The organism is Bradyrhizobium sp. LVM 105, assembly GCF_003957705.1.
Lineage (GTDB): Bacteria > Pseudomonadota > Alphaproteobacteria > Rhizobiales > Xanthobacteraceae > Bradyrhizobium > Bradyrhizobium frederickii.
Genome location: NZ_QZMV01000002.1, coordinates 684280 through 707967, shown reverse-complemented (window position 1 = coordinate 707967; position 23688 = coordinate 684280). Strand labels below are relative to the sequence as shown.

The 23688-nt window shown below is 65.7% G+C and carries 22 protein-coding genes; 18 read left to right on the top strand and 4 right to left on the bottom strand.

The window, feature by feature from the left end:
* Window positions 1–226 precede the first annotated feature (226 nt).
* The 8 genes from ccoN to ccoS all read left to right on the top strand — a co-directional run bounded on the left by ccoN (window position 227) and on the right by ccoS (window position 8135).
* Window positions 227–1876 (top strand): cytochrome-c oxidase, cbb3-type subunit I, encoded by a 1650-nt coding sequence (ccoN, locus tag D6B98_RS08555; protein WP_126256558.1) that lies wholly within the window; start codon window positions 227–229, stop codon window positions 1874–1876.
* A 12-nt stretch (window positions 1877–1888) separates the two neighbouring features.
* Window positions 1889–2623, top strand: a complete 735-nt coding sequence (gene ccoO, locus D6B98_RS08550; protein ID WP_126256557.1) for a cytochrome-c oxidase, cbb3-type subunit II — start codon at window positions 1889–1891, stop codon at window positions 2621–2623.
* Window positions 2624–2636: 13 nt separating this feature from the next.
* The gene (locus tag D6B98_RS08545) at window positions 2637–2801 is read left to right on the top strand and encodes a cbb3-type cytochrome oxidase subunit 3 (RefSeq protein ID WP_028135114.1); all 165 of its coding nucleotides are present in this window, start codon (window positions 2637–2639) and stop codon (window positions 2799–2801) included.
* Between the two features lie 6 nt (window positions 2802–2807).
* Window positions 2808–3683 (top strand): cytochrome-c oxidase, cbb3-type subunit III, encoded by an 876-nt coding sequence (gene ccoP, locus D6B98_RS08540; RefSeq protein ID WP_126256556.1) that lies wholly within the window; start codon window positions 2808–2810, stop codon window positions 3681–3683.
* A gap of 122 nt (window positions 3684–3805) precedes the next feature.
* Window positions 3806–5272, top strand: a complete 1467-nt coding sequence (gene ccoG, locus D6B98_RS08535; RefSeq protein ID WP_126256555.1) for a cytochrome c oxidase accessory protein CcoG — start codon at window positions 3806–3808, stop codon at window positions 5270–5272.
* A gap of 15 nt (window positions 5273–5287) precedes the next feature.
* Window positions 5288–5773: a FixH family protein gene (locus D6B98_RS08530; RefSeq protein ID WP_126256554.1), complete on the top strand. Its 486-nt coding sequence runs from the start codon at window positions 5288–5290 to the stop codon at window positions 5771–5773.
* A gap of 11 nt (window positions 5774–5784) precedes the next feature.
* A complete protein-coding gene (locus D6B98_RS08525; RefSeq protein WP_126256553.1) occupies window positions 5785–7968 on the top strand; it encodes a cation-translocating P-type ATPase in 2184 nt (727 codons plus the stop codon).
* On the top strand, window positions 7968–8135 hold the full coding sequence (gene ccoS / locus D6B98_RS08520) for a cbb3-type cytochrome oxidase assembly protein CcoS (protein ID WP_126256552.1): 168 nt from the start codon (window positions 7968–7970) through the stop codon (window positions 8133–8135). The genes D6B98_RS08525 and ccoS overlap by 1 nt, the downstream gene beginning before the upstream one ends.
* Here ccoS and D6B98_RS08515 read toward each other — a convergent pair.
* Both D6B98_RS08515 and D6B98_RS08510 read right to left on the bottom strand, forming a co-directional pair.
* The gene (locus D6B98_RS08515; protein WP_126256551.1) at window positions 8132–9334 is read right to left on the bottom strand and encodes an MFS transporter; all 1203 of its coding nucleotides are present in this window, start codon (window positions 9332–9334) and stop codon (window positions 8132–8134) included. The two genes, ccoS and D6B98_RS08515, sit on opposite strands and share 4 nt — an antisense overlap.
* Before the next feature lie 88 nt (window positions 9335–9422).
* Complete coding sequence (locus tag D6B98_RS08510) at window positions 9423–9905, bottom strand: cupin domain-containing protein (protein ID WP_126256550.1); 483 nt, start codon at window positions 9903–9905, stop codon at window positions 9423–9425.
* Window positions 9906–10191: 286 nt separating this feature from the next.
* Here D6B98_RS08510 and D6B98_RS08500 point away from each other — a divergent pair, with 286 nt between their 5' ends.
* Window positions 10192–10908 carry a peroxiredoxin-like family protein gene (locus tag D6B98_RS08500; RefSeq protein ID WP_126256549.1) on the top strand — a complete coding sequence of 239 codons (717 nt, stop codon included), beginning with the start codon at window positions 10192–10194 and terminating at the stop codon, window positions 10906–10908.
* Between the two features lie 43 nt (window positions 10909–10951).
* Here the strand turns inward: D6B98_RS08500 and D6B98_RS08495 are convergent, their stop codons facing one another.
* The gene (locus D6B98_RS08495; RefSeq protein WP_164718471.1) at window positions 10952–11833 is read right to left on the bottom strand and encodes a LysR family transcriptional regulator; all 882 of its coding nucleotides are present in this window, start codon (window positions 11831–11833) and stop codon (window positions 10952–10954) included.
* Window positions 11834–12012: 179 nt separating this feature from the next.
* Here D6B98_RS08495 and D6B98_RS08490 point away from each other — a divergent pair, with 179 nt between their 5' ends.
* From D6B98_RS08490 to D6B98_RS08480, 3 genes are all read left to right on the top strand, one after another.
* Window positions 12013–12837, top strand: a complete 825-nt coding sequence (locus tag D6B98_RS08490) for a 3-hydroxybutyrate dehydrogenase (RefSeq protein ID WP_126256547.1) — start codon at window positions 12013–12015, stop codon at window positions 12835–12837.
* 70 nt (window positions 12838–12907) lie between these two features.
* Entirely contained in the window at window positions 12908–14056 is a 1149-nt protein-coding gene (locus D6B98_RS08485; RefSeq protein ID WP_126256546.1) for a patatin-like phospholipase family protein, read from the top strand.
* A gap of 73 nt (window positions 14057–14129) precedes the next feature.
* Window positions 14130–15080 carry an oxygenase MpaB family protein gene (locus tag D6B98_RS08480; RefSeq protein ID WP_164718470.1) on the top strand — a complete coding sequence of 317 codons (951 nt, stop codon included), beginning with the start codon at window positions 14130–14132 and terminating at the stop codon, window positions 15078–15080.
* A gap of 304 nt (window positions 15081–15384) precedes the next feature.
* Here D6B98_RS08480 and glgA read toward each other — a convergent pair whose 3' ends face one another.
* Window positions 15385–16800, bottom strand: coding sequence for a glycogen synthase GlgA (glgA, locus tag D6B98_RS08475; protein ID WP_126256545.1), 1416 nt, complete (start codon window positions 16798–16800; stop codon window positions 15385–15387).
* A 182-nt stretch (window positions 16801–16982) separates the two neighbouring features.
* Between glgA and D6B98_RS08470 the strand changes: the two genes are divergently transcribed.
* The 6 genes from D6B98_RS08470 to D6B98_RS08445 all read left to right on the top strand — a co-directional run bounded on the left by D6B98_RS08470 (window position 16983) and on the right by D6B98_RS08445 (window position 23629).
* Window positions 16983–18179, top strand: coding sequence for a CaiB/BaiF CoA transferase family protein (locus tag D6B98_RS08470; RefSeq protein ID WP_126256544.1), 1197 nt, complete (start codon window positions 16983–16985; stop codon window positions 18177–18179).
* 131 nt (window positions 18180–18310) lie between these two features.
* Window positions 18311–19855: an ABC transporter substrate-binding protein gene (locus D6B98_RS08465; protein ID WP_126256543.1), complete on the top strand. Its 1545-nt coding sequence runs from the start codon at window positions 18311–18313 to the stop codon at window positions 19853–19855.
* Between the two features lie 7 nt (window positions 19856–19862).
* Window positions 19863–20813 (top strand): ABC transporter permease, encoded by a 951-nt coding sequence (locus D6B98_RS08460; protein ID WP_126256542.1) that lies wholly within the window; start codon window positions 19863–19865, stop codon window positions 20811–20813.
* Window positions 20800–21672, top strand: a complete 873-nt coding sequence (locus D6B98_RS08455) for an ABC transporter permease (protein WP_126256541.1) — start codon at window positions 20800–20802, stop codon at window positions 21670–21672. Before D6B98_RS08460 ends, D6B98_RS08455 begins: the two co-directional genes overlap by 14 nt.
* Entirely contained in the window at window positions 21669–22661 is a 993-nt protein-coding gene (locus D6B98_RS08450; RefSeq protein WP_126256540.1) for an ABC transporter ATP-binding protein, read from the top strand. Before D6B98_RS08455 ends, D6B98_RS08450 begins: the two co-directional genes overlap by 4 nt.
* The gene (locus D6B98_RS08445) at window positions 22658–23629 is read left to right on the top strand and encodes an ABC transporter ATP-binding protein (protein ID WP_126256539.1); all 972 of its coding nucleotides are present in this window, start codon (window positions 22658–22660) and stop codon (window positions 23627–23629) included. The genes D6B98_RS08450 and D6B98_RS08445 overlap by 4 nt, the downstream gene beginning before the upstream one ends.
* Window positions 23630–23688 lie beyond the last annotated feature (59 nt).

Below are 23688 nucleotides of genomic sequence, written 5' to 3'. Positions count from 1 at the left end.
GGAAAGATGACCGATCTGGCGCCAGCCCCACACTCATTTGAGTTTCCCCCATGGTCCTTGCCATCACGAAGGGACAAGGCAATTCGTTTCGCCCACGGCGGAAATGCGGGGAACCAGCGAGATCTTCGGCCGCTGCGGAGAACTTAAGTGCCGCTCTTGATTTCAATCAATTCCCGGTGAGGGTGAATGTGGTTTCTGGCGGTGTGTTCTTTCAGAGAGAATCCGCATGAGCCAGCCCTCCATTTCCAAATCCATGACTATCGGTGAAAGCGGCTTGGCTGTCGTGTTCGCAGTCACCGCCTTCCTCTGCGTGATCGCGTCGGCCAAGGCGCTCGATGCGCCCTTCGCCTTCCATGCCGCGCTCAGCGCGGCGGCGAGCCTCGCGGCGCTGTTCGTCATCGTCAACCGCTACCTCGATCGCCCGGCGGCGCTGCCGCCGGCGGAGATCAACGGTCGCCCCAACTACAATATGGGCCCGATCAAGTTCTCGGCGTTCATGGCGATGTTCTGGGGCATTGCCGGCTTCCTGGTCGGCCTCATCATCGCCTCGCAGCTGGCCTGGCCCGCGCTGAACTTCGATCTGCCCTGGATCAGCTTCGGCCGCCTGCGGCCGCTGCACACCTCCGCCGTGATCTTCGCCTTCGGCGGCAACGTGCTGATCGCGACCTCCTTCTACGTGGTGCAGAAATCCTGCCGCGCACGCCTCGCCGGCGATCTCGCGCCGTGGTTCGTCGTCCTGGGCTACAATTTCTTCATTCTGATCGCCGGCACAGGCTATCTGCTCGGCGTCACTCAGTCGAAGGAATATGCCGAGCCGGAATGGTATGCCGATTTGTGGCTGACCATCGTCTGGGTCGTCTATCTGCTGGTCTTCCTTGTCACGATCATCAAGCGCAAGGAGCCGCACATCTTCGTCGCGAACTGGTTCTATCTCGCCTTCATCGTGACGATCGCGGTGCTGCATCTCGGCAACAACCCGGCGCTTCCCGTCTCTGTGTTCGGCTCGAAGTCCTACGTCGCCTGGGGCGGCATCCAGGACGCCATGTTCCAGTGGTGGTACGGCCACAACGCGGTCGGCTTCTTCCTGACCGCCGGCTTCCTCGCCATCATGTACTACTTCATCCCCAAGCGCGCCGAGCGGCCGATCTATTCCTATCGGCTGTCGATCATCCACTTCTGGGCGCTGATCTTCCTCTACATCTGGGCAGGTCCCCACCATCTGCACTACACGGCGCTGCCTGACTGGACGCAGACGCTGGGCATGACCTTCTCGATCATGCTGTGGATGCCCTCCTGGGGCGGCATGATCAACGGCCTGATGACGCTGTCGGGTGCCTGGGACAAGCTGCGCACCGACCCCGTGCTGCGCATGCTCGTGGTCTCCGTCGCCTTCTACGGCATGTCGACCTTCGAAGGCCCGATGATGTCGATCAAGGTGGTCAACTCGCTCAGCCACTACACCGACTGGACCATCGGCCACGTGCATTCCGGCGCGCTCGGCTGGGTCGGCTTCGTCTCCTTCGGCGCGCTCTACTGCCTGGTGCCGTGGGCCTGGAATCGCAAGGGCCTGTACAGCCTGAAGCTCGTCAACTGGCACTTCTGGGTCGCGACCCTCGGCATCGTCCTCTACATCTCGGCGATGTGGGTGTCCGGCATCCTGCAGGGCCTGATGTGGCGCGCCTACACCTCGCTCGGCTTCCTCGAATATTCCTTCATCGAGACCGTCGAGGCGATGCATCCCTTCTACATCATCCGCGCCGCAGGCGGTGGCCTGTTCCTGATCGGCTCGCTGATCATGGCCTACAATCTCTGGATGACGGTTCGCGTAGGCGAGCAGGAAGTCCAGATGCCCGTCGCTCTCCAGCCGGCGGAATGAGGAGCTAAAGCAATGTCGTTCTGGACACGCCACCAAGTCTTCGAAAAGAACTCGATCATCCTGATCGTCGGTATCCTGCTGGTGATCGCGGTCGGTGGTCTCGTCGAGATCACCCCGCTGTTCTACCTCAAGAGCACGATCGAGAAGGTCGACGGCGTCAGGCCCTACACGCCGCTGGAGCTGGCGGGGCGCAACGTCTACGTCCGCGAGGGCTGCTATCTCTGCCATTCGCAGATGGTCCGCCCGCTGCGCGACGAGGTCGAGCGTTACGGCCACTTCTCGCTCGCCGCGGAGAGCATGTATGATCACCCGTTCCAGTGGGGCTCCAAGCGCACCGGTCCGGACCTTGCCCGCGTCGGCGCCAAATATTCCGACGAGTGGCACGTCACCCATCTGACCAACCCGCGCGCGATCGTGCCGCAGTCGGTAATGCCGGGCTATCCGTTCCTCGGCAAGGCCGAGATCGACCCGGATGCCATCGCCGGCGACATGCGCACCCTCAGGACCGTCGGCGTACCCTATAGCGACGAGCAGATCGCCAATGCCGCCGCCGACCTGAAGGCCCAGGCCGATCCGGACAATGCCGGGACCGACGCCTTCACCAAGCGCTACGGCAAGGCCGTCGTGCGCAATTTCGACGGCAAGACTGGTACGCCGACCGAGATGGACGCGCTCGTCGCGTACCTGCAGATGCTCGGCACGCTGGTCGACTTCAAGATCTACAACGAGAAAGCCAATCTTCGCTGAGAAGGCATGAACGATGAAAGCCATCCTTACAGTCCACAATCTTGCGTCAGATCTCGTGACGACGATCTGGACACCGGTGTTCGTCGCGATCTTTCTCGCGATCATCGCCTACGCATTTTGGCCCCGTAACAAGGCTGTGTTCGACAAAGCAGCGCACCTGCCCTTGCGGGAGGAGTAGAGAACAATGACCGATCATTCTAGCGACATCGATTCCGTCTCCGGCAAGTCCACGACCGGCCACGAATGGGACGGCATCAAGGAGCTCAACACGCCGCTGCCGCGCTGGTGGGTGATCACCTTCTACCTCACCATCATTTGGTCGATCGGCTATTGGGTCGTCTATCCGGCCTGGCCGCTGATCTCCAGCAATACCACCGGCATGTTCGGCTACTCCTCGCGCGCCGACGTCGCGGTCGAGCTCGCCAACCTCGAGAAGATCCGCGGTGACAAGATGGCGGCGCTGGGCACGGCCTCGCTCGTCGACATCGAGAAGGACCCGGCCTTGCTGGCGCTCGCCCGCGCCAAGGGCAAGACCGTGTTCGGCGACAATTGCGCGCCGTGCCACGGCACGGGCGCGACGGGGTCCAAGGGCTACCCGAACCTGAACGACGACGAATGGCTGTGGGGCGGCTCGCTCGACCAGATCATGCAGACCATCCAGTTCGGCGTGCGGTCCGGTCATGCCAAGACGCATGAAGGCCAGATGCTCGCCTTCGGCAAGGATGGCGTGCTGAAGTCGGACGAGATCGTCACGGTCGCCAATTACGTGCGCTCGCTGTCGGGCCTGTCGACCCGAAACGGATATGACGCCGCCAAGGGCCAGAAGATCTTCGCGGAAAACTGCGTCGCCTGCCACGGCGACAACGGCAAGGGCAACCTGGAGGTGGGCGCCCCGAACCTGACCGACAAGATCTCGCTTTACGGCACCGACGAAGCGAGCCTGATCGAGACCATCAGCCAGGGTCGTGCCGGCGTGATGCCGGCCTGGGAAGGGCGGCTCGATCCCGCCACGATCAAGGCGATGGCGGTCTACGTCCATTCGCTCGGCGGCGGAAAATAGCGGATCCGCGGCACAAAGACTTCAAGCGGGGGCAAACAAAAGTGCCCCCGTTTGAGCTGGATCAACTGACGCGGCGGTGTCGGGTCTAGGTTTAATCGCACCTCTTTTAGAAGTTCCAAGCGATGAACAAGACCGTCAATCCGAACGAGCTCAAGCCTGTGGACGACGTCGGGCCGCTCTATGCGGCCCGCCAGAAGGTCTACCCCCAGAGCGTCTCGGGCACGTTCCGCCGGATCAAGTGGAGCCTGATGGCGATCTGCCTCGGCATCTACTATTTCCTGCCGTTCGTGCGTTGGAACCGCGGCCTCGGCGCCCCCAGCCAGGCTGTGCTGATCGATCTGCCCAACAGCCGCTTCTACTTCTTCTTCATCGAGCTGTGGCCGCAGGAGGTCTACTACTTCACCGGCCTGTTGATCGTGGCCGCGGTGGCGCTGTTCCTGATGAACTCGGTCGGCGGCCGTATCTGGTGCGGCTATCTCTGTCCGCAGACGGTGTGGACCGATCTGTTCTACGCGGTCGAACGTCTGATTGAGGGCGACCGGCGCGAGCGGATGAAGAAGGCCAAATCGTCCGATCCGTTGAAGCTCGAGCGCGTCTCCGAGATCGTGCTCAAGCATTCGATCTGGCTGATGATCGCCTGGTGGACCGGCGGCGCCTGGGTGCTTTACTTCAACGACGCGCCGACCCTGGTGAAGGAGCTCGTCACATTCCAGGGGCCGATGCTCGCCTATATCTGGATCGGCATCCTCACCGCGACGACCTATGTCCTCGCCGGCTACATGCGCGAGCAGGTCTGCACCTATATGTGCCCGTGGCCGCGCATCCAGGCCGCGCTCACCGACGAATGGGCGCTCAACGTCACCTATCGCTACGACCGCGGCGAGAAGCGCACGTCGGTCAAGAAGGCCGCCGAGCTGCGCGCGCTCGGCCAGCAGGTTGGCGATTGCGTCGATTGCTACCAATGCGTCGCGGTCTGTCCGACCGGCATCGACATCCGTAACGGACCGCAGATGGAATGCATCCAGTGCGGCCTCTGCATCGATGCCTGCGACAACGTGATGGCCAAGATCGGCCGGCCGAAGCGGCTGATCGGCTACGACAACGACATCAACATCCATCGCCGCCAGGAAGGCAAGGCGCCGATCTACCGGATCGTCCGGGCCCGCACCATCGTCTACAGCGCGATCATCGCGGCGATCGGCAGCTTCATGGTCTATACGCTGGCGACCCGCAGCCTGCTCGACGTCAACGTGCTGCACGACCGCAACCCGGTCGCGGTCAAGCTCAGCGACGGCTCGATCCGCAACGCTTACACGGTGCGGCTGCTGAACAAGAGCGGCTACGATCGCGCCATCGCCATCGATGTGGAGGGGCCGATCAATCCCACGATGCATGTCGTCGGCGTCGATTCGGTGACGCCGGATCGGCCGATCATCGTGATCCCGCGCGACTCCACCAGCGAGCTGCGGCTGCTCGTCACCGCGCCGGCCGAGAACAATGCGGAGAAGTCGATTCCGGTCCGCTTCCACGTCATGGATATCGGATTGGGCGTGGCCGCGAGCGCCACCGACAATTTCGTCGCGCCGTAAGTCGAGGAAACCATCATGTCATCCAAGCCGCTGACCGGAACCAAGGTCTTCCTGATGCTGGTCGCTTTCTTCGGCCTCGTGATCGGCGTCAACGCCACCATGATGAAGCTGGCGATCGCGACGCTGCCCGGCACCGAAGTTGACAGCGCCTATGCTGCCGGCCTGACCTACGACCGCGAGATCTCGGCGGCGCAGGACCAGGCGCTGCGCAAATGGAAGGTCAATGCCCATATCGAGCGCCGCAACGACGGCGGTGCCGTGGTCCAGGTCGAGGCGCGCGATGCTGGCGGCCAGCCGATCTCGGGGCTGAAATTCGGCGGACGCCTGGAGCGGCCGACCGACAAGCGCGCCGACCTCGCCGTCGAGCTCACCGAAGCCGGTATCGGCCTCTATCGCGGCGATGCCGCATCCGTCGCGCCGGGCCAGTGGGACCTGGTGATCGAGGGCGAGGCGCGGGGAACGCGCGTGTTCCTGTCGCGCAACCGCGTGATCCTGAACTGAAGGATTTTGTCATGCACGTCACGCGGGATTTCTCGCACTACGTCCGGGCCGCGGGCGAGGGCGTCCAGCACATCGATCTCGCGGTCGAAGGCGTTCACTGCGCCGGCTGCATGGCCAAGATCGAACGCGGCCTGTCCGCCATCCCCGATGTCACGCTGGCGCGCGTCAACCTCACCGACCGCCGCGTCGCGCTGGAATGGAAGGCGGGCACGCTCGACCCCGGCCGCTTCATCGATCGGCTTGAGGAGCTCGGCTACAAGGCCTATCCGTTCGAGACCGAGAGCGCGGAGGTGGCGGAGGTCGCCGAATCGCGCTTCCTGCTGCGCTGCCTCGGCGTCGCCGCCTTCGCCACCATGAACGTGATGATGCTGTCGATCCCGGTGTGGTCGGGCAACGTCTCGGACATGCTGCCAGAGCAGCGCGACTTCTTCCACTGGCTGTCGGCGCTGATCGCATTGCCGGCTGCGGCCTATGCCGGCCAGCCGTTCTTCCGCTCGGCCTGGCGCGCGCTGTCGGCGAAGACGACCAACATGGACGTGCCGATCTCGATCGGCGTGATCCTCGCGCTCGGCATGTCCGTGGTCGAGACCATCCACCACGCCGAGCACGCCTATTTCGACGCGGCGATCATGCTGCTGACCTTCCTCCTGGTCGGCCGCTTCCTCGACCAGAACATGCGGCGGCGGACCCGCGCGGTCGCCGGCAATCTCGCTGCGCTGAAAGCGGAGACGGCCGCCAAGTTCATCGGTCCCGACGAGATATCGCAGGTGCCGGTGGCGGCCATCAATCCCGGCGACATGGTGCTGCTCAGGCCCGGCGAGCGCTGCGCGGTCGACGGCACCGTGATCGAGGGGCGTTCCGAGATCGACCAGAGCCTGATCACCGGTGAGACGCTCTATGTCACGGCCGAGCAGGGCACGCCGGTCTATGCGGGATCGATGAACATCTCCGGCACGCTGCGGGTGCGGGTCTCGGCCGCCTCCGAGGCGACGCTGCTCGCCGAGATCACGCGGCTGCTCGACAACGCGCTGCAGGCCCGTTCGCGTTACATGCGCCTCGCCGACCGCGCCTCGCGGCTGTACGCGCCCGTGGTGCATGCGACCGCGCTTCTGACCATCCTCGGCTGGGTCATGGCCGGCGCGTCCTGGCACGATGCGATCGTGACCGGCGTCGCCGTGCTGATCATCACCTGTCCCTGTGCGCTGGGGCTTGCCATTCCGACGGTGCAGACCATCGCCTCCGGCGCGATGTTCAAGTCCGGCGTGCTGCTGAATTCCGGCGACGCGATCGAGCGGCTGGCCGAGGCCGACCACGTCATCTTCGACAAGACCGGCACGCTGACGCTGCCCGATCTCGAAGTGATGAATGCCGCCGACATCCCCGCCGATATCTTCGAGCTCGCCGGCCGGCTCGCGCTGTCGAGCCATCATCCGGTCGCTGCCGCCGTCGCGCAGGCCGCCGGCGCCAAATCGCCTGTCGTCGGTGCGGTCGAAGAGGCCGGGCAGGGCGTCCGTGCGACCGTGGACGGTGTCGAGCTTCGCCTCGGTCGCCCCTCCTTCTGCGGCGCGGAGGCGCTGGTCGGCAGCGTCGATCCCGAGGCCTCCATCGTCGCGTTCAGCAAGGGCAGCGAGAGATTCGTCCTCTCGGTCCGCCAGGGCCTGCGTCCGGATGCGAAGGCCGTGATCGCCGCGCTCAAGGCGCGCAACGTCGGCATCGAGTTTCTCTCCGGCGATCGCGAGGCGGCCGTGAAGTCGGCGGCCAGTGCGCTCGAGATCCCCGAATGGCGCGCCGGCGTCACGCCGGCCGACAAGATCGCGCGGATCGAGCAATTGAAGCAGCGCGGCGTCAAGGTGCTGATGGTCGGCGACGGCATGAACGACGCGCCCTCGCTGGCGGCGGCCCATGTCTCGATGTCGCCGATCTCGGCCGCGCATCTGAGCCAGGCCACCGCCGATCTCGTCTTCCTCGGCCGGCCGCTGGCCCCGGTGGTTGCCGCGATCGACGCCTCGCGCAAGGCGCTGCATTTGATGCGGCAGAACCTCTGGCTCGCGATCGGCTACAATGTCCTCGCCGTGCCGGTCGCCATCAGCGGCGTCGTGACGCCCCTGATCGCGGCGGCTGCCATGAGCGGATCGTCGATCCTGGTCATGCTGAATTCGCTGCGCGCGCGCAACACCTCGCGGGAGATCGTGTGATGGAGATCCTGGTCATCCTGGTCCCGCTGGCGCTGATGCTCGGCGGTGCCGGTCTCGTCGCCTTCCTGTGGTCGCTGAAGAGCGGCCAGTACGATGATCTCGACGGTGCCGCCTGGCGCGCCATCACCGACGACGAGCCGGCGCCGAAAGTCCCAGCCAAGCGCTAGCGCTTCAGGGCGAAGGTGAGCAGGGCCGCGGCCGCAAGGGCCGCGCCGACGCCGACCACGCATGCGGGCCATCCGAAAGCGTCGAACATGCGCCCGAGCATGGCCGTACCGACCAGCCCGCCGCCGAAATAGCATGCAAGATACGTCCCGCTGGCAATGCCGCGGTTCTCAGTAGCCGCCTGTCCGACGAAACCCGTGGCGGCGGCCTGCGCGAAGAATGTGCCGACGCCGACCAGAACCATGCCGGTGAGCACCTCAGGCAGCCGCGCTGTCAGCATCAGCGGCAGGCCGATGCCAGCAACGGCGAGCGCCCCCCAGATCGTGGGACGCGTTCCGAGCTTTGATGCCACCCTGCCGGCCAGGAGCGTCGTGACGACCGACGGCAGGAACACGAAATAGACGAGGCCGAGGTCCATCATGCCCAGCGCCAGCGGCGGGCGCACCAGCACGAAATTGACGAAGGTAAAGGTGCCGATGAAGGCGAACAGGATGCAGAAGCCGATGCCGTAGGCGGCGCGCAATCGCGGATCGCGCCAATGCGCGATGGTGGCGGCAAGCGGCGAAGCCGTCGGCGTCAGCGCATGCATCGGTTGCACGCGCCGAATGGTGAAATAGACTAGCACCGCGCCCGCCAGATTGAGAACCGCGAACAAATAGAAATTCCAGGCGAGGCCAAGGCCATCGGCAACCGCCGCCGAGATCAGCCGGCCGACGAGGTTGCTTGCGACGTTTCCGGTGATGTAGGCCGCGAAGGCGCCGCCTGCGTCCATCGCGCTGCATTGCTCCCCGAGATGGGCGAGGGTGAGCGCGAAGGCGGACGCCATGCACAGGCCCTGCGCGACCCGCAAGACAGTGAAGACGGCAAGATTTGGCGCCGAGGCCAGCAGGCTGGTGGGGATCGCCAGCAGCGCCAGGCTGAGCAGGATGCCGGTCCGCCGATTGATGTGCGGACTGAAGAAGCCGACGACGAGGCTGGCTATGGCCATGCCGAAGGTGCCGGCGTTGACGGCAAAGCTCATCGCAGCGGGCGTGACGCCATAGTGCCGCGTCAGCGAGGGCAGGATCGCCTGCGTTGCGAAGAGATCGACGACGGTCAGGAATGCCGTAAGGCCGATCACGAGCGAGCGCAGAGCCAGGCCCGGCGAGTGCGCCTCAATTGTCATCGCGGCCGGTTTGATCGACGCGGAAAAATCGGTCATGGCGATTGTCCTGAAGGGATGCGGCGCCCGGCGGTGGGAGTCCCGGGCGCCACATCTCGTAAGAGTGCGCTGGGGCTGGGTGCACCCGTTACATGTGGTGGTCGTTGGGATCCTTGCGGACGTCGCCGACATAGAGAATGACGGTCTCCTTGCCGAGGTTCTTCCACCAATGCGAGGTGCCGTGGACCTCGGGACGGATGTCGCCGGCCTTGTGCATGATCGGATCGACGCAGTTGGAGGCGTATTCGACGATCTCGCCCTGCTGCACGAAGATCAACGCGGGACGGTCGTCATGGCTGTGCCACGGCACGATGCCGCCGGGCGCGATGGTCAGCTTGCGGAAGCGCAGCTCGCGGCCCTCGATATGGGCGGGCTGCTTGCCGAGGTCGATGGCGCCCAGCGTCACGTCGGTGACGCCGACCGGCTTGTAGTCGATCATCTGTTGTGCGTTCGGCTTGACCTTGTCGGCTGGGCATTCACCCGCGACGGCCGGCTGCGACGCGAATGTCAGCGCGCCGACGATGGCGAGGCCGGACCAGACCAGGCGCGACAATGTGGGATGCTTGGACATGGGAAGTCTCCTGTGTTGGCCGCAACCTCGCTGGTCGCCGGCTATGACGGGAGCTTGGTCGAGATCACGTCGATCCTGAAATGCCGGCTTGCTTTCGATGCGATAGCGATGCGCTATGTTGATGCGCGGCGGCTATCGATCCGATTGGGTAACGGCATTTCCGCATTCGTCCCATTCGGCGTCCGATGACAGGGCGGGCCCGATTGGCGCCCGGCTTCGCGGCCGCCCCTTGCGGCCGGCCGAACCGGGAAACTAATATTCACCGAATGCAATGCCGGAGCAGAAGATGACGTCTCTCTCGCCAGCCGATGCCGAACAGCTCAGGCTTGCCTTCCAGCGCTGCCGCGACATGGACGGCACGCTGAACGAGCAGCTCCGCGCCTATGCCGATGCCAGCCGTGCGGTCTTTCCGGCCTATGGCGAGGCAGTCGATCGCCTAGTCGCGAGATTGGGCGGGAACGGCGGCGGCGAGACAGCGCCGCGTCCGGGCGATGCGATGCCGCCGTTCATGCTGCCGGACGAGGGCGGACGTCTGGTCGCGCTGCCTGCGCTGCTGGAGCGCGGTCCGCTCGCCGTGATGTTCTTCCGCGGCCATTGGTGTCCTTATTGCAGGCTCAATGTCCGCGCCGTGGTTCAGGCACTCGATCGCATCGAGGCCATGGGGGCGCAGGTCGTCGCAATCATGCCGGAGACGCAGGAATATACCGGGCAACTGAAGGCCGAATCCGGCGCGCCGTTTCCGATCCTGACCGATCTCGACAACGGCTATGCGCTCTCGCTCAATCTCGCGATCTGGCTCGGCGCCGAGATCCAGCAGCTGTTGTCGTATCAGGACATGGCGAAATTCCACGGCAATGACGGCTGGATGCTGCCGATCCCGGCCGTGTTCGTGGTTGGCCGCGACGGGATCGTCAAAGCACGGTTCGTCGATCCCGATTTCCGCAAGCGCATGGAGATCGATGATCTGCTCGCGGCGCTGGAGAGCGCGAGCCGGGAGAACTGAGCTTCTCTTCCCTTCTCCCACAAGGGGAGAGTGAAAGCAGCAGCTAGCCCGCAATCTCCCGCCAGTCGGCGCCGCGCAGCATGCGCATCACGGCGTTGGCGACCGCCGTGCGCTGCCGGCCGGCCACGCCGTAAAGGCTGACGGTGCGGCGGGCGTCCAGTCCGGCGACGGTGGCGCGGGTCAGCGTTTCCGGCAAAGGCGAGGTGTGCGGCACCATGGCGACGCCGATGTCGGCTTCGACCAGCTCGATCAGGTCGCGCTCGCTCGAAATCTCGTGGCCATGCTCGATGCCGTGCTCGCGCAGGCTCGCGGAGATGCGGCGCGAATGCTCGCAGAAGGTCCGGCTCAGCAACTGCTCCGAGCGCAAATCGTCCAGCTCGATGCTGCTGCGGCCGGCCAGCCGATGTCCGTCGCCAACGACGAGCTCGAAGCTTTCGGTGAACAGCGGCCAGGTGTCGAGCCGGTCCCAGGCCTCGTCGATCTCGGCGGCGATGCCGAGCTCGGCTTCTCCTTTCTTGAGGAAATCGGCGACCTCGCGGCTCGTCCCGCGCAGGAAGCGCAATTCGAGCCGGTTGAACTGCCGCCTGATCTCGTTGAGGTGCGGAATCAGCAATGCCAGATCGATCGAATGCGTCAGCGCGATGCGGAGCGCGCCGACCTCACCGCTCCTAAACGAGGAGGCGAGCGAGCGCGCGCCGACCGCGGCATCATAGCACTGCTTCAGCAGCGGATGCATGCGCTGGCCGAGCTCGGTCAGTTGCGCCGCCGGTCGCTCGCGGCGAAACAAGTCGCCGCCGAGTTCGGCCTCGAGCTGCTTGATCGCGCGCGTTAGCGAAGGCTGCGTGACGTTGCACTCCTCCGCCGCGCGCGTGAAATTGAGCAACCGCGCCACCGCGAGGAAATAGCGGACCTGGTGCATTTCCATGGATCGGCTCCCAGCAAGATCGGCCGGAAATCTAGCCGATCGAAGCGGGAAATGACATCCCGCCCGCGATAGCGCGGACGTATGGAGTCGGAAGCCAGCCGGTATTTCCGTTTGGGCCGGCGATCCTCCAGGGTTCTGCGAAGGCTTGAAACCCAGTCATCGCCAACGGAGACCGTGCCATGAACATACCGCTGAAGCCGCAGACATCGCAGCCTGCACGCGCGCTGGCCGGCAGGGTCGCGCTCGTCACGGGCTCGACCAGCGGCATCGGTCTCGGTATCGCACGGGCCCTGGCCGCGGCCGGCGCCGATGTCGTGCTGAATGGTCTCGGCGTCGCCAGCGAGATCGGTCGGACACGCGAGCAGATCGCCGCCGAGTTCGGCGTCAAGACGAGCTACTCGCCGGCCGACCTGACCAAGCCGAGATCGATCGCCGAGATGATCGCGGCGACTATCGCCCAGTCCGGTCGACTCGACATCCTCGTCAACAACGCCGGCATCCAGCATGTCGCGCCGCTCGAGCAATTTCCCGTCGAGAAATGGGACCAGATCCTCGCGATCAACCTGACCTCCGCCTTCCAAACGACGCGGCTCGCGCTGCCGACGATGCGTCAGAACGGGTTTGGCCGGATCATCAACATCGCCTCCGCGCACGGGCTGGTCGGCTCGCCATTCAAGGCAGCCTATGTCGCCGCCAAGCACGGCATCGTCGGTCTGACGAAGGTCACGGCGCTGGAGACGGCGGAGGAGGGCATCACCTGCAACGCCGTCTGTCCCGGCTACGTCTATACGCCGCTGGTCGAAGCGCAGATCGACGGGCAGGCCAAGGCGCACGGAATCTCCCGCGATCAGGTCATCCGCGACGTGCTGCTGGCGCAGCAGCCGAACAAGCGCTTCGCCACGGTCGAAGAGCTCGGCGCGCTGACGGTGTTCCTGTCGACGGACGCGGCCGCTTCGATCACCGGCATCGCGCTTCCGGTCGACGGCGGCTGGACCGCGCATTGAGATGGGCCGGCGCAACAAGCCGCAGCGGCATGTGAATATTCGATCGGTGCAAGCTCACCAGGAGCAAGACATGAATGGCATGCAGGACAACACACAGAGGAAGGGCCTGGGTCTGCCCGGGCAGGTCGTGCTCGTGCTCCAGGGCGGCGGCGCGCTCGGGTCCTACCAGGCCGGCGTATATCAGGCGCTGCATGAAGCCGGGATCGAGCCGGACTGGATCATCGGCACCTCGATCGGCGCCATCAATGCCAGCCTGATCGCGGGCAACGCGCCCGGCCAGCGGCTGGCGCATTTGAAGGAGTTCTGGAAGCGGATGGAGCAGAATCCGGTCTGGAATCTGCGCACCGCGTTTCCCGGCTTCAACGAGAAGCTCACCTATTGGTCGACCGTCACCAACGGCATTCCCGGCTTCTTTCGCCCCAATCCGCTGGCGCATGCCGGTGATTCCTATCCGCTGGGAGCGGATCACGCCGGCTTCTATTCGACCGCTCCGCTGGAGAGGACGCTGCTCGAGCTGGTCCACTTCGGCCTGGTTAACCGCTGCTCGCCGCGGCTGACGGTCGGCGCGGCCCATGTCCGCAGCAGCCAGATGCGCTATTTCGACAGCCGCGACGGCGAGCTGACCGTGAAGCATGTGATGGCCTCGGGCGCGCTGCCGCCGGCGTTTCCGGCGGTGCGCATCGACGGCGAGCTCTATTGGGACGGCGGCATCCTCTCGAACACGCCGACCGAAGCCGTGTTCGACGACAATCCGCGCAGGAATTCGCTGATCTTCGCCGTGCATCTGTGGAATCCGATCGGCGCAGAGCCGACGACGATGGCGGAAGTGCTGAACCGGCACAAGGACGTGCAATATTCGAGTCGTATCGCGAGCCAGATCGCCCGCCAGCAGCAGGCCCACCGCCTGCGCCACGTCATCAACCAGCTCGCCGCGCGCCTCTCCGAGAACGAGCGCCGCGACCCCGCAGTGCGGGAATTGATCAGCTACGGCTGTCCAACCCGGATGCATGTCGTGCGGCTGCTGGCGCCGCAGCTCGATCGTGAGACCCATACCAAGGACATCGACTTCAGCCCGTCCGGCATCATGCGGCGCTGGGACGCCGGCTATGCGCATACGCGGTCTGTGCTCGAACGAAAGCCGTGGCTCGGCGAATTCGATCCGCTCGCCGGTGTGGTGCTGCACGAGCATATGGACGTGCTGCCGATGGCGGCGGAGTAGGACGGCTTTTTCATCATCGAATTGCCACAGGCCTTGCGGATCGTCTCATTCCTCGCAACCGAAGGCCGCGCAGATGGTGTCCGCGAACGATCTCGAGGCAACGCTCGATCAGGTCCGCGCCAACGCAGCGGGACCGGTGGCCGGCGTGTTCGGTCCCGACACGCTGACCTGGCGGATCGACCGCGAGGCCGTCATCTTTCTCGGCGCCGGACGCGCGCTATTGCTGCAGCTGGCCCATCCGTGGGTCGCCGCCGCCATCGCCGAGCATTCGAAGACTCTTGCCGATCCGATCGGGCGCTTCCATCGCACCTTCGACATCGTCTTTGCCATGGTGTTCGGCTCGCTCGACCGGGCGCTGCTGTCGTCGCGCCAGCTGCACCGGCGCCACAGCATGATCATCGGAGAGATGCCCGAGACTGCCGGCCCGTTTGCGGCAGGTTCGCGCTACCACGCCAACGACATCCCGTCGCTGCGCTGGGTTCATGCGACCCTGGTGGAGTCCGCGCTGATGGCGCACGACCTGGTCCTGCCAGCTCTCTCGGCGGAAGAGCGCGAGCGTTACTGGAGCGAGAGCCGGCTGTTCGGTGCCTTGTTCGGGTTGACGGCAGACGATCTGCCGGCGGACTGGTCCGGCTTTACCGCCTACACCGCGGCGATGGCGCAGTCGGAGACGTTGACCGTGAGCCCGGCGGCACGCGAGATCGCGGCGCAGATTTTTGCCGGCGCACGCCCGTGGCTGCGGCCGCCGCGCTGGTACCGCGCGCTGACGGCGCGGATGTTGCCGGAACGGCTGCGCGCCGGGTTCGCCTTTGCGCTCGACGCGAACGACGAGAGGGCGGTCGACAATGCGCTGCGATGGATCCGGCGCGTCTATCCAAGACTGCCTGACCGGCTGCGCTATGTCGGCCCTTACCAGGAAGCGCAGGCGCGGCTGCGCGGCGAGCCGCAGCCCGACTGGATGACGCGCTGCCTCAACCGCGCCTGGATCGGACGGCCGCAGATGGACGTGCGCGGGAAGGGGTGAGGGCCCGATCTCTCGTGTCCCGGACAAGCCACAACGTGCCAAGCGCGTTGCAGCGCAGAGCCGGGACCCAGAGGCCTCGAACTCCGACGCGCCATGGGCCCCGGCTCAGCAGCGCACCACGTCGCAAGTGCGCCGCGCTACGCTGCGTTCGGGGCACGACTGGAGGGTGAGGCGCGCCACGGGTCTCCGCGTCGTCATTGCGAGGAGCACTTGCGACGAAGCAATCCAGGCTGCCTCCGCGGAGACGGTCTTGATTGCTTCTCTGCGCTCGCAATGACGGAGTGTGTGGGAGCGCCGTCGCGCCTCACACCGACGCCAGCTTCCGGTACAGCGCGCTGTAGCTGCCCGCCGAGATGCTCCAGGAGAACGATCGTCCCATGGCGCTGCGGCGCATGGTGTCGAGCTGGTCCTGCGCCATGAAGGCCGAGAAGGCCCGGCGGACGCCGCCGAGGAAGGAATCGCGCGAGGGTTTCGAGAACAGGAATCCGGTCTCTCCGTCGGTGATGGTCTCGGCGAGGCCGCCGGTCTGGTGCCCGATCGGCAGCGAGCCGAAGCGCTGGGCGTACATCTGGCTGAGGCCGCACGGCTCGAAGCGCGACGGCATCAGGGTGAAATCACTGCCCGCAAAGATGCGGCGGGCCTGGGCGTCGTTGAAGCCGATCGCGACGCCGATGGCGTCGGGGCGGCGGCGATGCGCGTCGATCAAGGCCTGCTCGAGCGCCGGCTCGCCGGAGCCGGTGACCACGATCTGCCCGCCGGCATCGACGATCTCGTCGGCCGCCGACAGCACGAGGTCGATACCCTTCTGGTGCACGAGGCGCGCGACGATGCCGAATATCGGGCCGCGCGAGACCGCAAGCCCGAACTGCTTGCGGACGTAATCCGCATTGGCCCTCTTGCCGACCCAGTCGCCGGCGCCGAACTGCTGGGCGAGCTGGGCGCAGGAGCGCGGGTCCCAGCTCTCGTCGATGCCGTTGAGGATGCCGGTGAGCTCGGCGGCGTCCGAGCGCAGGCGGAGCAGGCCCTCCAGGCCGCAGCCGAACTCGGCCGTGGTGATCTCGCGCGCATAGGTGCCGCTGACCGTGGTGAGGTGCGAGGCGTAGACCAGGCCGGCCTTGAGGAAGGAGAGCTGGTCGTAGAACTCGATGCCGTCGATGTGGAACGAGCTCTCCGGTGCGCCGATCCGCCGCAGCGCGTCCTTCGGGAAGAGGCCCTGATAGGCGAGGTTGTGAATGGTCAGGATCGACGGCAGCTTGGCGCCCTGCCAGGCGAGATAGGCCGGCACCAGCGAGGCCTGCCAGTCATTGGCATGGATCAGGTCTGCTGCCCAATTCTTGTCCAGCTTGCCCATGGCCAGCTCGGCGGCGGCCGAGGCAAAGCGCGCGAAGCGGATGTCGTTGTCCGGCCAGTCGCGTCCGGACTCGTCGCCATAGGGATTGCCGGGCCGGTCGTACAGTTGCGAGCAGAGCAGCACGTAGACCGGCAGTCCGTCCTTGGTCGCGGCCCGGCCGAGCGAGCAGGCGGGCATTTCCGCGAACGCCGGGCAGCGGCCAACGATCTGAATATGCGTGAGTTGTTCGATGATGTCGCGATAGCCGGGCAGCATGACCCGGATATCGGCAAAGGAGCGAAGGGCGCGGGGCAGAGCAGCGGACACGGCGCCAAGGCCGCCGACGCGGACGAAGTCGTCCATCTCTGTCGTGACGAACAAGACCCTCAAGAACAGCTGCCCTCTTCCGATCCCGTTTGCTGCTATGCAAGAACGGGTCCAGTTGCCCACGAATTCTTAAAGCCCGCCCACGCGGCGCGTCCGTTGGGTAAAGACTTTCCTACTCAGCCGCCGCCCTCTAGGGTCGCCGCATCAACAAGAGAGAACATCGAAGGTTCCAAGGGGCTTCGGGGATGCAACTAGCAGATAAGCATGAGGGGACGACGACAAAGGCCTTCGCCGGCCTCAGGGTCCTGGATTTTTCGACCACCATCGCCGGTCCGCACTGCGCGCGGATGCTGGCCGACATGGGCGCCGAGGTCATCAAGATCGAGACCGACGGCGGCGAGACGATGCGGACCCGGCCGCCGCTGCGCAAGGGCTGCAGCACCACGTTCGGCCAGCTCAATGTCGGCAAGAAGAGCGTGGTGCTCGACCTCAAATCGGAGGACGGCAAGGAGGCGGTCCGCCGGCTGGCCGCGACATCGGACATCCTGGTCGAGAATTTTCGCCCCGGCGTGATGCACCGGCTGCGGCTCGACTACGACAGGCTGCGCATCGTCAACCCGCGGCTGATCTATTGCTCGATCTCCGGCTACGGCCAGAGCGGCCCTTCGGCCGAGCTGCCGGCCTACGCGCCGGTGATCCATGCCGCCTCCGGCTACGATATGGCGCATCTGGCCTACCAGCCCGGCCGCAATCGGCCCGATTATTGCGGCATCTATCATGCCGACGTCGTCACCGGCACCTATGGCTTCGGCGCGATCGCGTCAGCGCTCTATCAGAGGACCGTGACCGGGCTCGGCCAGCATATCGACGTGTCCATGCTGGAATCGATGCTGTCGCTGACGCTGACCGAATTGCAGAGCGCGCAATTCGCCGTGAAGCCGCCGCCGCGCCCGATGTTCGGACCGACCGAGACGGCAAACGGCTACGTCATGATCACGGTCGCCAGCGAGAAGACGTTCCAGGGATTGATGGGCGTGATCGGCCATGGCGAATGGATCACCGACCCGCGCTTCTCGACCTATGCCGCGCGTCGCGACAACTGGGCGGAGGTGATGGACGGGGTCGAGGCCTGGTCGCGGCAGCTCACGACCGATGCGTGTCTCGCTGCGCTCGGCGCCGCCGGCGTGCCGGCTTCGGCCTATCGCACCGTGGCCGAGGCGCTGGCCGATCCGCAGCTCGCGCACCGGCAGGCGCTCACGTCCGTGCAGGACGAGGGCGGCGCCTTCAAAGTGCTCAACCTGCCGTTCCGGATGTCGGGCGCCGACACCGCGCCCGCCAGGACGATGGCCGTGCTCGGCGAGCATACCGATGCGCTGCGCGAGGAGATCGGCCTCGCCGACGATGCGACAATTCCGACAGGTAAAACAGCCGCGACACGCTGAGCAACGTTGCGCCGCACATGCGGCGTGTGATCTCGCGCGCGTTCCTCTTGCGGTGGCGCGCTTTTGTCGCCACTCTCGCCTCCAGTCATTCAGCGATCCGAAACATCGGACGAGGGATCCCGGGAGGAACCATGACGAAGATTGCTGCTGCGGCGCGCCAGCACGCGCCGATATTCCTTGCCGCGGCATTTGCCCTCCTTCCGCTGACTGGACCTGCGCAGGCGCAGAAATCCGGCGGCAGCATCACCGTCGGCCAGGAGCTGGAGATTGCAGGCTTCGATCCGCTCAAGGTCGGGGTCTACGACACCTCGACCTTCACCGCTGCCGCCGCCATTTTCGACACGCTCACCACGTTGGATGAGAAGGGAGACGCCGCGCCAAAGCTCGCGGTGTCCTGGACGCATTCCGACGACTACATGACGTGGACCTTCAAGCTGCGCGAGGGCGTGAAATTCCACGACGGCACGCCGTTCAACGCGCAGGCCTTCAAGGAGAATTTCGACCGGCAGAAGGATCCCGCCAACAAGTGCCGCTGCGCCTTCTACATCACCAATATCAAGGAAGTGCTGGCGCCAGACGACTACACCCTCGTCTACAAGCTCACCGACCCCTCCGTGAACCTGCCGGCGGTGATCACGATCCAGAGCCAGAACAACGCGGTGCATTCCCCGACGGCCTGGAAGACCAAGGGCGACGACTACAATCGCAATCCCGTCGGCACCGGTCCCTACATCCTGAAGTCATGGACCGCCGGCGACCGCATGGTGCTGGAGAAGAATCCAAATTACTGGGACAAGAGCCGTCCCTATCTCGACCGCATCATCCTGAAGCCGCTGCCCGACGCGCAGTCGCGCTTCGCCTCGCTGCAATCGGGCGAGGCCGACATCATCTGGGATGACGAGAACGACGCCGACAACATCATGAAGGCGCAGAAGGACCCCAAGCTCACCGTGCACACCTATAAGGGCTCGGGTGCGGCGGTCTACGCCTTCAACACCAAGGTCGCGCCGTTCGACGACGTCCGCGTGCGCCAGGCGCTGGTGATGGCGATCGATCGCCCGAAAATGTCGCAGGCGATCACCAACGGTCTGAGCCGGCCCGCGAGCAATCCTTACGGTGACGGCTCCTGGGTCAAATGCAAGGACGACGGTGCGCTGCCGTTCGACGTCGAGAAAGCCAAGGCGCTGATCAAGGATTACGGCAAGCCGGTCGAGTTCAAGATGCTGGTGACCGCGACGCCGCGCGGGCGCATGGTCGGCCAGGTGCTGCAGCAGTTCTGGAAGCGCGTCGGCGCCAACATGGAGATCGAGCAGGTCGATCAGGCCACCATTCCCTCGCGCGCCTTCACCCGCCAGTTCCAGATGACGCCGTGGCGCATCGTCGATCTCGCCGATCCCGACCCGCAGATGTACGCGAATTTCCGCAGCGGCAGCCCGCTGGCGCTCGCCGGATACTCGAACCCCGAGCTCGACAAGCTCCTGGACCACGCGCGCGTCACGGCGGACCTCGGCCAGCGCACCGAGGATTACTGCGCCATCAGCCGCCTGATCAACAAGGAGGCGATCTGGTTCTGGACCTTCCAGAACACCTATTACGCGCTGTCGAGCGCCAAGCTGAAGGGCTTCCCGAAGATGTACAACGGCGTGATCGACGTCTCGAGGACCTGGCTGGAATGATGGCGCGATGCTGAACTTCGTCGTTCGGCGGCTGCTTGCCATGCTGCCGGTGCTGCTCGCCGTCTCGCTGCTGACGTTCCTGATCGCCTCGCTGCTGCCGGGCGATCTCGCTCTCGTGATCCTGGGCGATCAGGCGACGCCGGAGAACGTTGCGGCGCTGCGCCGCGACATGGGGCTCGACCAGCCGCTGTGGTGGCGTTATCTCAGCTGGCTCGGCCAGGTTCTGCAGGGCGATCTCGGCCGCTCGTTCCGCACCGGGCAGACGGTGTTGCAGGCGGTCGCCGAGCGTATTCCGGTCTCGCTGCAATTGATGCTGATGGCCGAGTTCCTCGGCCTCCTGATCGGCGTTCCCGTCGCGATCGCCTGTGCCGCGCGTGCCGGCGGCGCGTTCGACCGCTTCATGACCGGCAGCGCGTTCGCGATGCTGTCGATGCCGTCCTTCCTGGTGGCGATCCTGCTGATCTATCTGTTCGCGGTCGAGCTGCACTGGCTGCCGGCGACCGGCTATGTGCCGTTCACCGAGGCGCCGCTCAGCAATCTGCGCTTCTTCATGCTGCCGGCCCTGACGCTCGCCCTTGCCGAATGGCCGGGCATCATGCGGGTGCTGCGCTCCGACATGATCGCGACCCTGCAGGAGGACTATATCGCGCTCGCCAAGGCAAAAGGCCTCAAGCCCGCGCGTATATTGTTCGTACATGCGCTGAAGCCGTCATCGCTGACCCTGGTGACCGTGACCGGCATCAATATCGGCCGTCTGCTCGGCGGCACGCTGATCGTGGAATCGATCTTCGCGCTGCCCGGCATCGGCCGGCTCCTGGTCGGGGCGATCTATACCCGCGACCTCGTCATCCTCCAGGGCGTGGTGCTGCTGGTCGCCTGCGGCTTCGTCATCGTGAATTTCATCGTCGACATGCTCTACGCCGTGCTCGACCCCAGGATCCGCCATGGCCACGCTTGAGCTCTCGCTGCAGGACGAGGCGGTGCCCGTGCCGGTCGGCCGCAAGCGCAAGCTCGGCCTGCTGTTCTGGATCGCGAGCGCCTGGCTCGCGATCATCCTCGCGCTCGCGATCCTCGCGCCAGTGCTGCCGCTGCAAAATCCTGTCGACATGGACATGCTGGAGCGCCGCGCGGCGTTCTCTTCCGAGCATTGGCTCGGCACCGACGGACTCGGCCGCGACGAGCTCGCCCGCCTGATTTTCGGCGCGCGCACCTCGCTGACGGTCGGACTGATCGCACCGATGATCGGCCTTGCCATCGGCGGTGCGCTCGGCCTGCTCGCCGGCTATTTCCGCGGCCGGTTCGAGACAGTCGTGGTCGGCAGCATGGACGTGCTGCTCGCCTTTCCGCCGCTGATCTTCGCACTTGCCGTGACCGCCTATCTCGGCCAGTCCGTCCCCAACCTCACCGTGATCCTCGGCGTGCTCGGCATTCCCGCCTTCATGCGCGTGGCTCGGGCGGCGACGCTGACGCTGGCGCGGCGGGAATTCGTGATCGCGGCCGAGGCGCTCGGCGCCAGCCATGCGCGTATCCTGCTGCGCGAGCTGTTGCCGAACGTGATCCTGCCGCTGCTCGCCTTCTTCCTGCTCGGCGTCGCCGTCACCATCGTGGTCGAGGGGGCGTTGTCCTTCCTCGGCCTCGGCGTGCCGCCGCCGATGGCGAGCTGGGGCAGCATGATCGGAGAGGGGCGCGACAGCCTCGACGTCGCGCCGCGGCTGGCGTTCCTGCCGGCGGCCGGACTTTTCGTGACCGTGCTGGCCTTCAATCTGGTCGGCGACACCTTGCGGGCGCTGACCGATCCGCGGCAGGGGGCGCTGTGAGCGCCCCGCTATTGACCATCGCGGACGTCACGGTCGAGCTGCCGACGCCGCGCGGCAATTTGCGCGCGGTGGATCATGTCGACCTGTCGCTGGAGGCGGGCCGCACGCTCGGCATCGTCGGCGAATCCGGTTGCGGCAAGACCATGCTGTCGCGCGCGGTCCTTCAGCTGCTGCCGAAGAAGGCAAAGCTCACGGGCCGGGTGATGTTCGACGGCCAGGATCTGGTGCGGCTCGCGCCGGAGAGCCTGCGGCGCCTGCGCGGCCGCGATCTCGCGGTCGTGTTCCAGGATCCCATGACCTCGCTCAATCCGGTGCTTACCATCGGCACGCAGTTGATGGAGACGATCCAGGAGCATCTCGAGCTCGATGCTCCTGAGGCACGGAAGCGCAGCATCGAGCTGCTGGCCGCCGTCGGCATTCCCGCGCCGGAGCAGCGGCTCGGGCAATATCCGCATCAATGCTCCGGCGGCATGCGCCAGCGCATCGCGATTGCGATCGCGCTGTCCTGCGAGCCGAAGCTCTTGATCGCGGACGAGCCGACGACCGCGCTCGACGTGACCATCCAGGCGCAGATCCTCGATCTGCTCGCGCGCGAACAACGCCGCCGTCACATGGCGATGATCATCATCACCCACGATCTCGGCGTCGTCGCCGGCCGTGCCGACGAGGTCGCGGTGATGTATGCGGGCAGGGTGGTGGAGCGCGCGCCGACCTCGGCGTTGTTCAAGCGCATGCACATGCCCTACACGGAGGCGTTGCTGGCAGCGATTCCCAAGCTAGATGCCGCGCCGCATGCGCCGCTGCCGGCCATCTCCGGCCGTCCGCCCGATCCGACGCGGCCGCTGCGTGGCTGCTCCTTCGCGCCGCGCTGCCGTTATGCCACCAGCCGCTGTCGTGAGGCCAAGCCGGCACTGACGAGCGCCGAGATGCCTGATCATCTCTATGCGTGCTTCCACCCGATCCAGATGGCGGAGGGAGTTGGCGCATGATGCAGCTTGCCGTGCGCGCCGAGCCGCTTCTGAACGTCGACAGTCTCGTCGTCGAATATGGCTTCGGCAACAAGACGGTGCATGCCGTCTCCGGCGTCAGTTTTCAGGTCGCGCGCGGCGAGACGCTGGGGCTGGTCGGCGAATCCGGCTGCGGCAAGTCGACGCTGGGGCGGGCGGTGCTGCAATTGCGCCGGGCCAAATCCGGCCGCGTGCTGTTCGACGGCGAGGATCTCACCGCGATGGAGGGCGAGGCGCTGCGCAGGATGCGCCGCCGGGTGCAGCTGATCTTCCAGGATCCGATCGCGTCCCTCAACCCGCGCCGTCGCATCGGCGACATCGTGGCCGAGCCGCTGATCATCGCCGGCGTCAAGGATGCGGCCGAGCGCAAGCGCCGCGTCCATGAGGTGCTGTCGGCGGTCGGGCTTGATCCCGACCTCGTCGCAGGGCGATTGCCGCATGAGTTCTCCGGCGGGCAGTGCCAGCGCATCTGCATCGCACGGTCGCTCGTGCTCAATCCCGAGTTCATCGTCTGCGACGAACCGGTCTCGGCGCTCGACGTCTCCATTCGCGCGCAAATCCTCAACCTGCTCGAGGAGATGAAGGCGCGCTTCGGCCTGACGCTGCTGTTCATTGCGCATGATCTTGCGGTGGTCAAAGCGGTCAGCGACCGCGTCGCGGTGATGTATCTCGGCCGGCTTTGCGAGGTCGGCCCCTCCGAGCAATTGTTCGCGCGGCCGGCGCATCCCTATACGGAGCTGTTGTTGCAGGCGATTCCGGTGCCCGATCCGGACGTTCGTCCCGCCGAGAGTGTAGCGGGCGGCGAGCCGCCATCGCCGATTGCACCGCCGTCCGGCTGCCGCTTCCGCACCCGCTGCCCGCGGGCCGATCAGCGATGCAGCGCGGAGATACCGGAGTTGCGTCAAGTCGCACCCGGCCAGTTCGCGGCTTGCCATCATCCGCTGGCCTGAACTAAGACCGGTTTGTCTCGCCTTGCCGGCCATGGCATGGTGGCGCGGCGACAAGAAGC

Coding starts and splice junctions, on each gene's coding strand:
- D6B98_RS08495 (WP_164718471.1), bottom strand. CDS start 11,833: ATGGAAATGCACCAGGTCCGCTATTTCCTCGCGGTGGCGCGGTTGCTC.
- ccoO (WP_126256557.1), top strand. CDS start 1,889: ATGTCGTTCTGGACACGCCACCAAGTCTTCGAAAAGAACTCGATCATC.
- D6B98_RS08530 (WP_126256554.1), top strand. CDS start 5,288: ATGTCATCCAAGCCGCTGACCGGAACCAAGGTCTTCCTGATGCTGGTC.
- D6B98_RS08545 (WP_028135114.1), top strand. CDS start 2,637: ATGAAAGCCATCCTTACAGTCCACAATCTTGCGTCAGATCTCGTGACG.
- ccoP (WP_126256556.1), top strand. CDS start 2,808: ATGACCGATCATTCTAGCGACATCGATTCCGTCTCCGGCAAGTCCACG.
- D6B98_RS08460 (WP_126256542.1), top strand. CDS start 19,863: ATGCTGAACTTCGTCGTTCGGCGGCTGCTTGCCATGCTGCCGGTGCTG.
- D6B98_RS08490 (WP_126256547.1), top strand. CDS start 12,013: ATGAACATACCGCTGAAGCCGCAGACATCGCAGCCTGCACGCGCGCTG.
- D6B98_RS08510 (WP_126256550.1), bottom strand. CDS start 9,905: ATGTCCAAGCATCCCACATTGTCGCGCCTGGTCTGGTCCGGCCTCGCC.
- D6B98_RS08455 (WP_126256541.1), top strand. CDS start 20,800: ATGGCCACGCTTGAGCTCTCGCTGCAGGACGAGGCGGTGCCCGTGCCG.
- ccoS (WP_126256552.1), top strand. CDS start 7,968: ATGGAGATCCTGGTCATCCTGGTCCCGCTGGCGCTGATGCTCGGCGGT.
- D6B98_RS08500 (WP_126256549.1), top strand. CDS start 10,192: ATGACGTCTCTCTCGCCAGCCGATGCCGAACAGCTCAGGCTTGCCTTC.
- ccoN (WP_126256558.1), top strand. CDS start 227: ATGAGCCAGCCCTCCATTTCCAAATCCATGACTATCGGTGAAAGCGGC.
- D6B98_RS08445 (WP_126256539.1), top strand. CDS start 22,658: ATGATGCAGCTTGCCGTGCGCGCCGAGCCGCTTCTGAACGTCGACAGT.
- ccoG (WP_126256555.1), top strand. CDS start 3,806: ATGAACAAGACCGTCAATCCGAACGAGCTCAAGCCTGTGGACGACGTC.
- D6B98_RS08515 (WP_126256551.1), bottom strand. CDS start 9,334: ATGACCGATTTTTCCGCGTCGATCAAACCGGCCGCGATGACAATTGAG.
- D6B98_RS08525 (WP_126256553.1), top strand. CDS start 5,785: ATGCACGTCACGCGGGATTTCTCGCACTACGTCCGGGCCGCGGGCGAG.
- D6B98_RS08465 (WP_126256543.1), top strand. CDS start 18,311: ATGACGAAGATTGCTGCTGCGGCGCGCCAGCACGCGCCGATATTCCTT.
- D6B98_RS08480 (WP_164718470.1), top strand. CDS start 14,130: ATGGTGTCCGCGAACGATCTCGAGGCAACGCTCGATCAGGTCCGCGCC.
- D6B98_RS08470 (WP_126256544.1), top strand. CDS start 16,983: ATGCAACTAGCAGATAAGCATGAGGGGACGACGACAAAGGCCTTCGCC.
- D6B98_RS08485 (WP_126256546.1), top strand. CDS start 12,908: ATGAATGGCATGCAGGACAACACACAGAGGAAGGGCCTGGGTCTGCCC.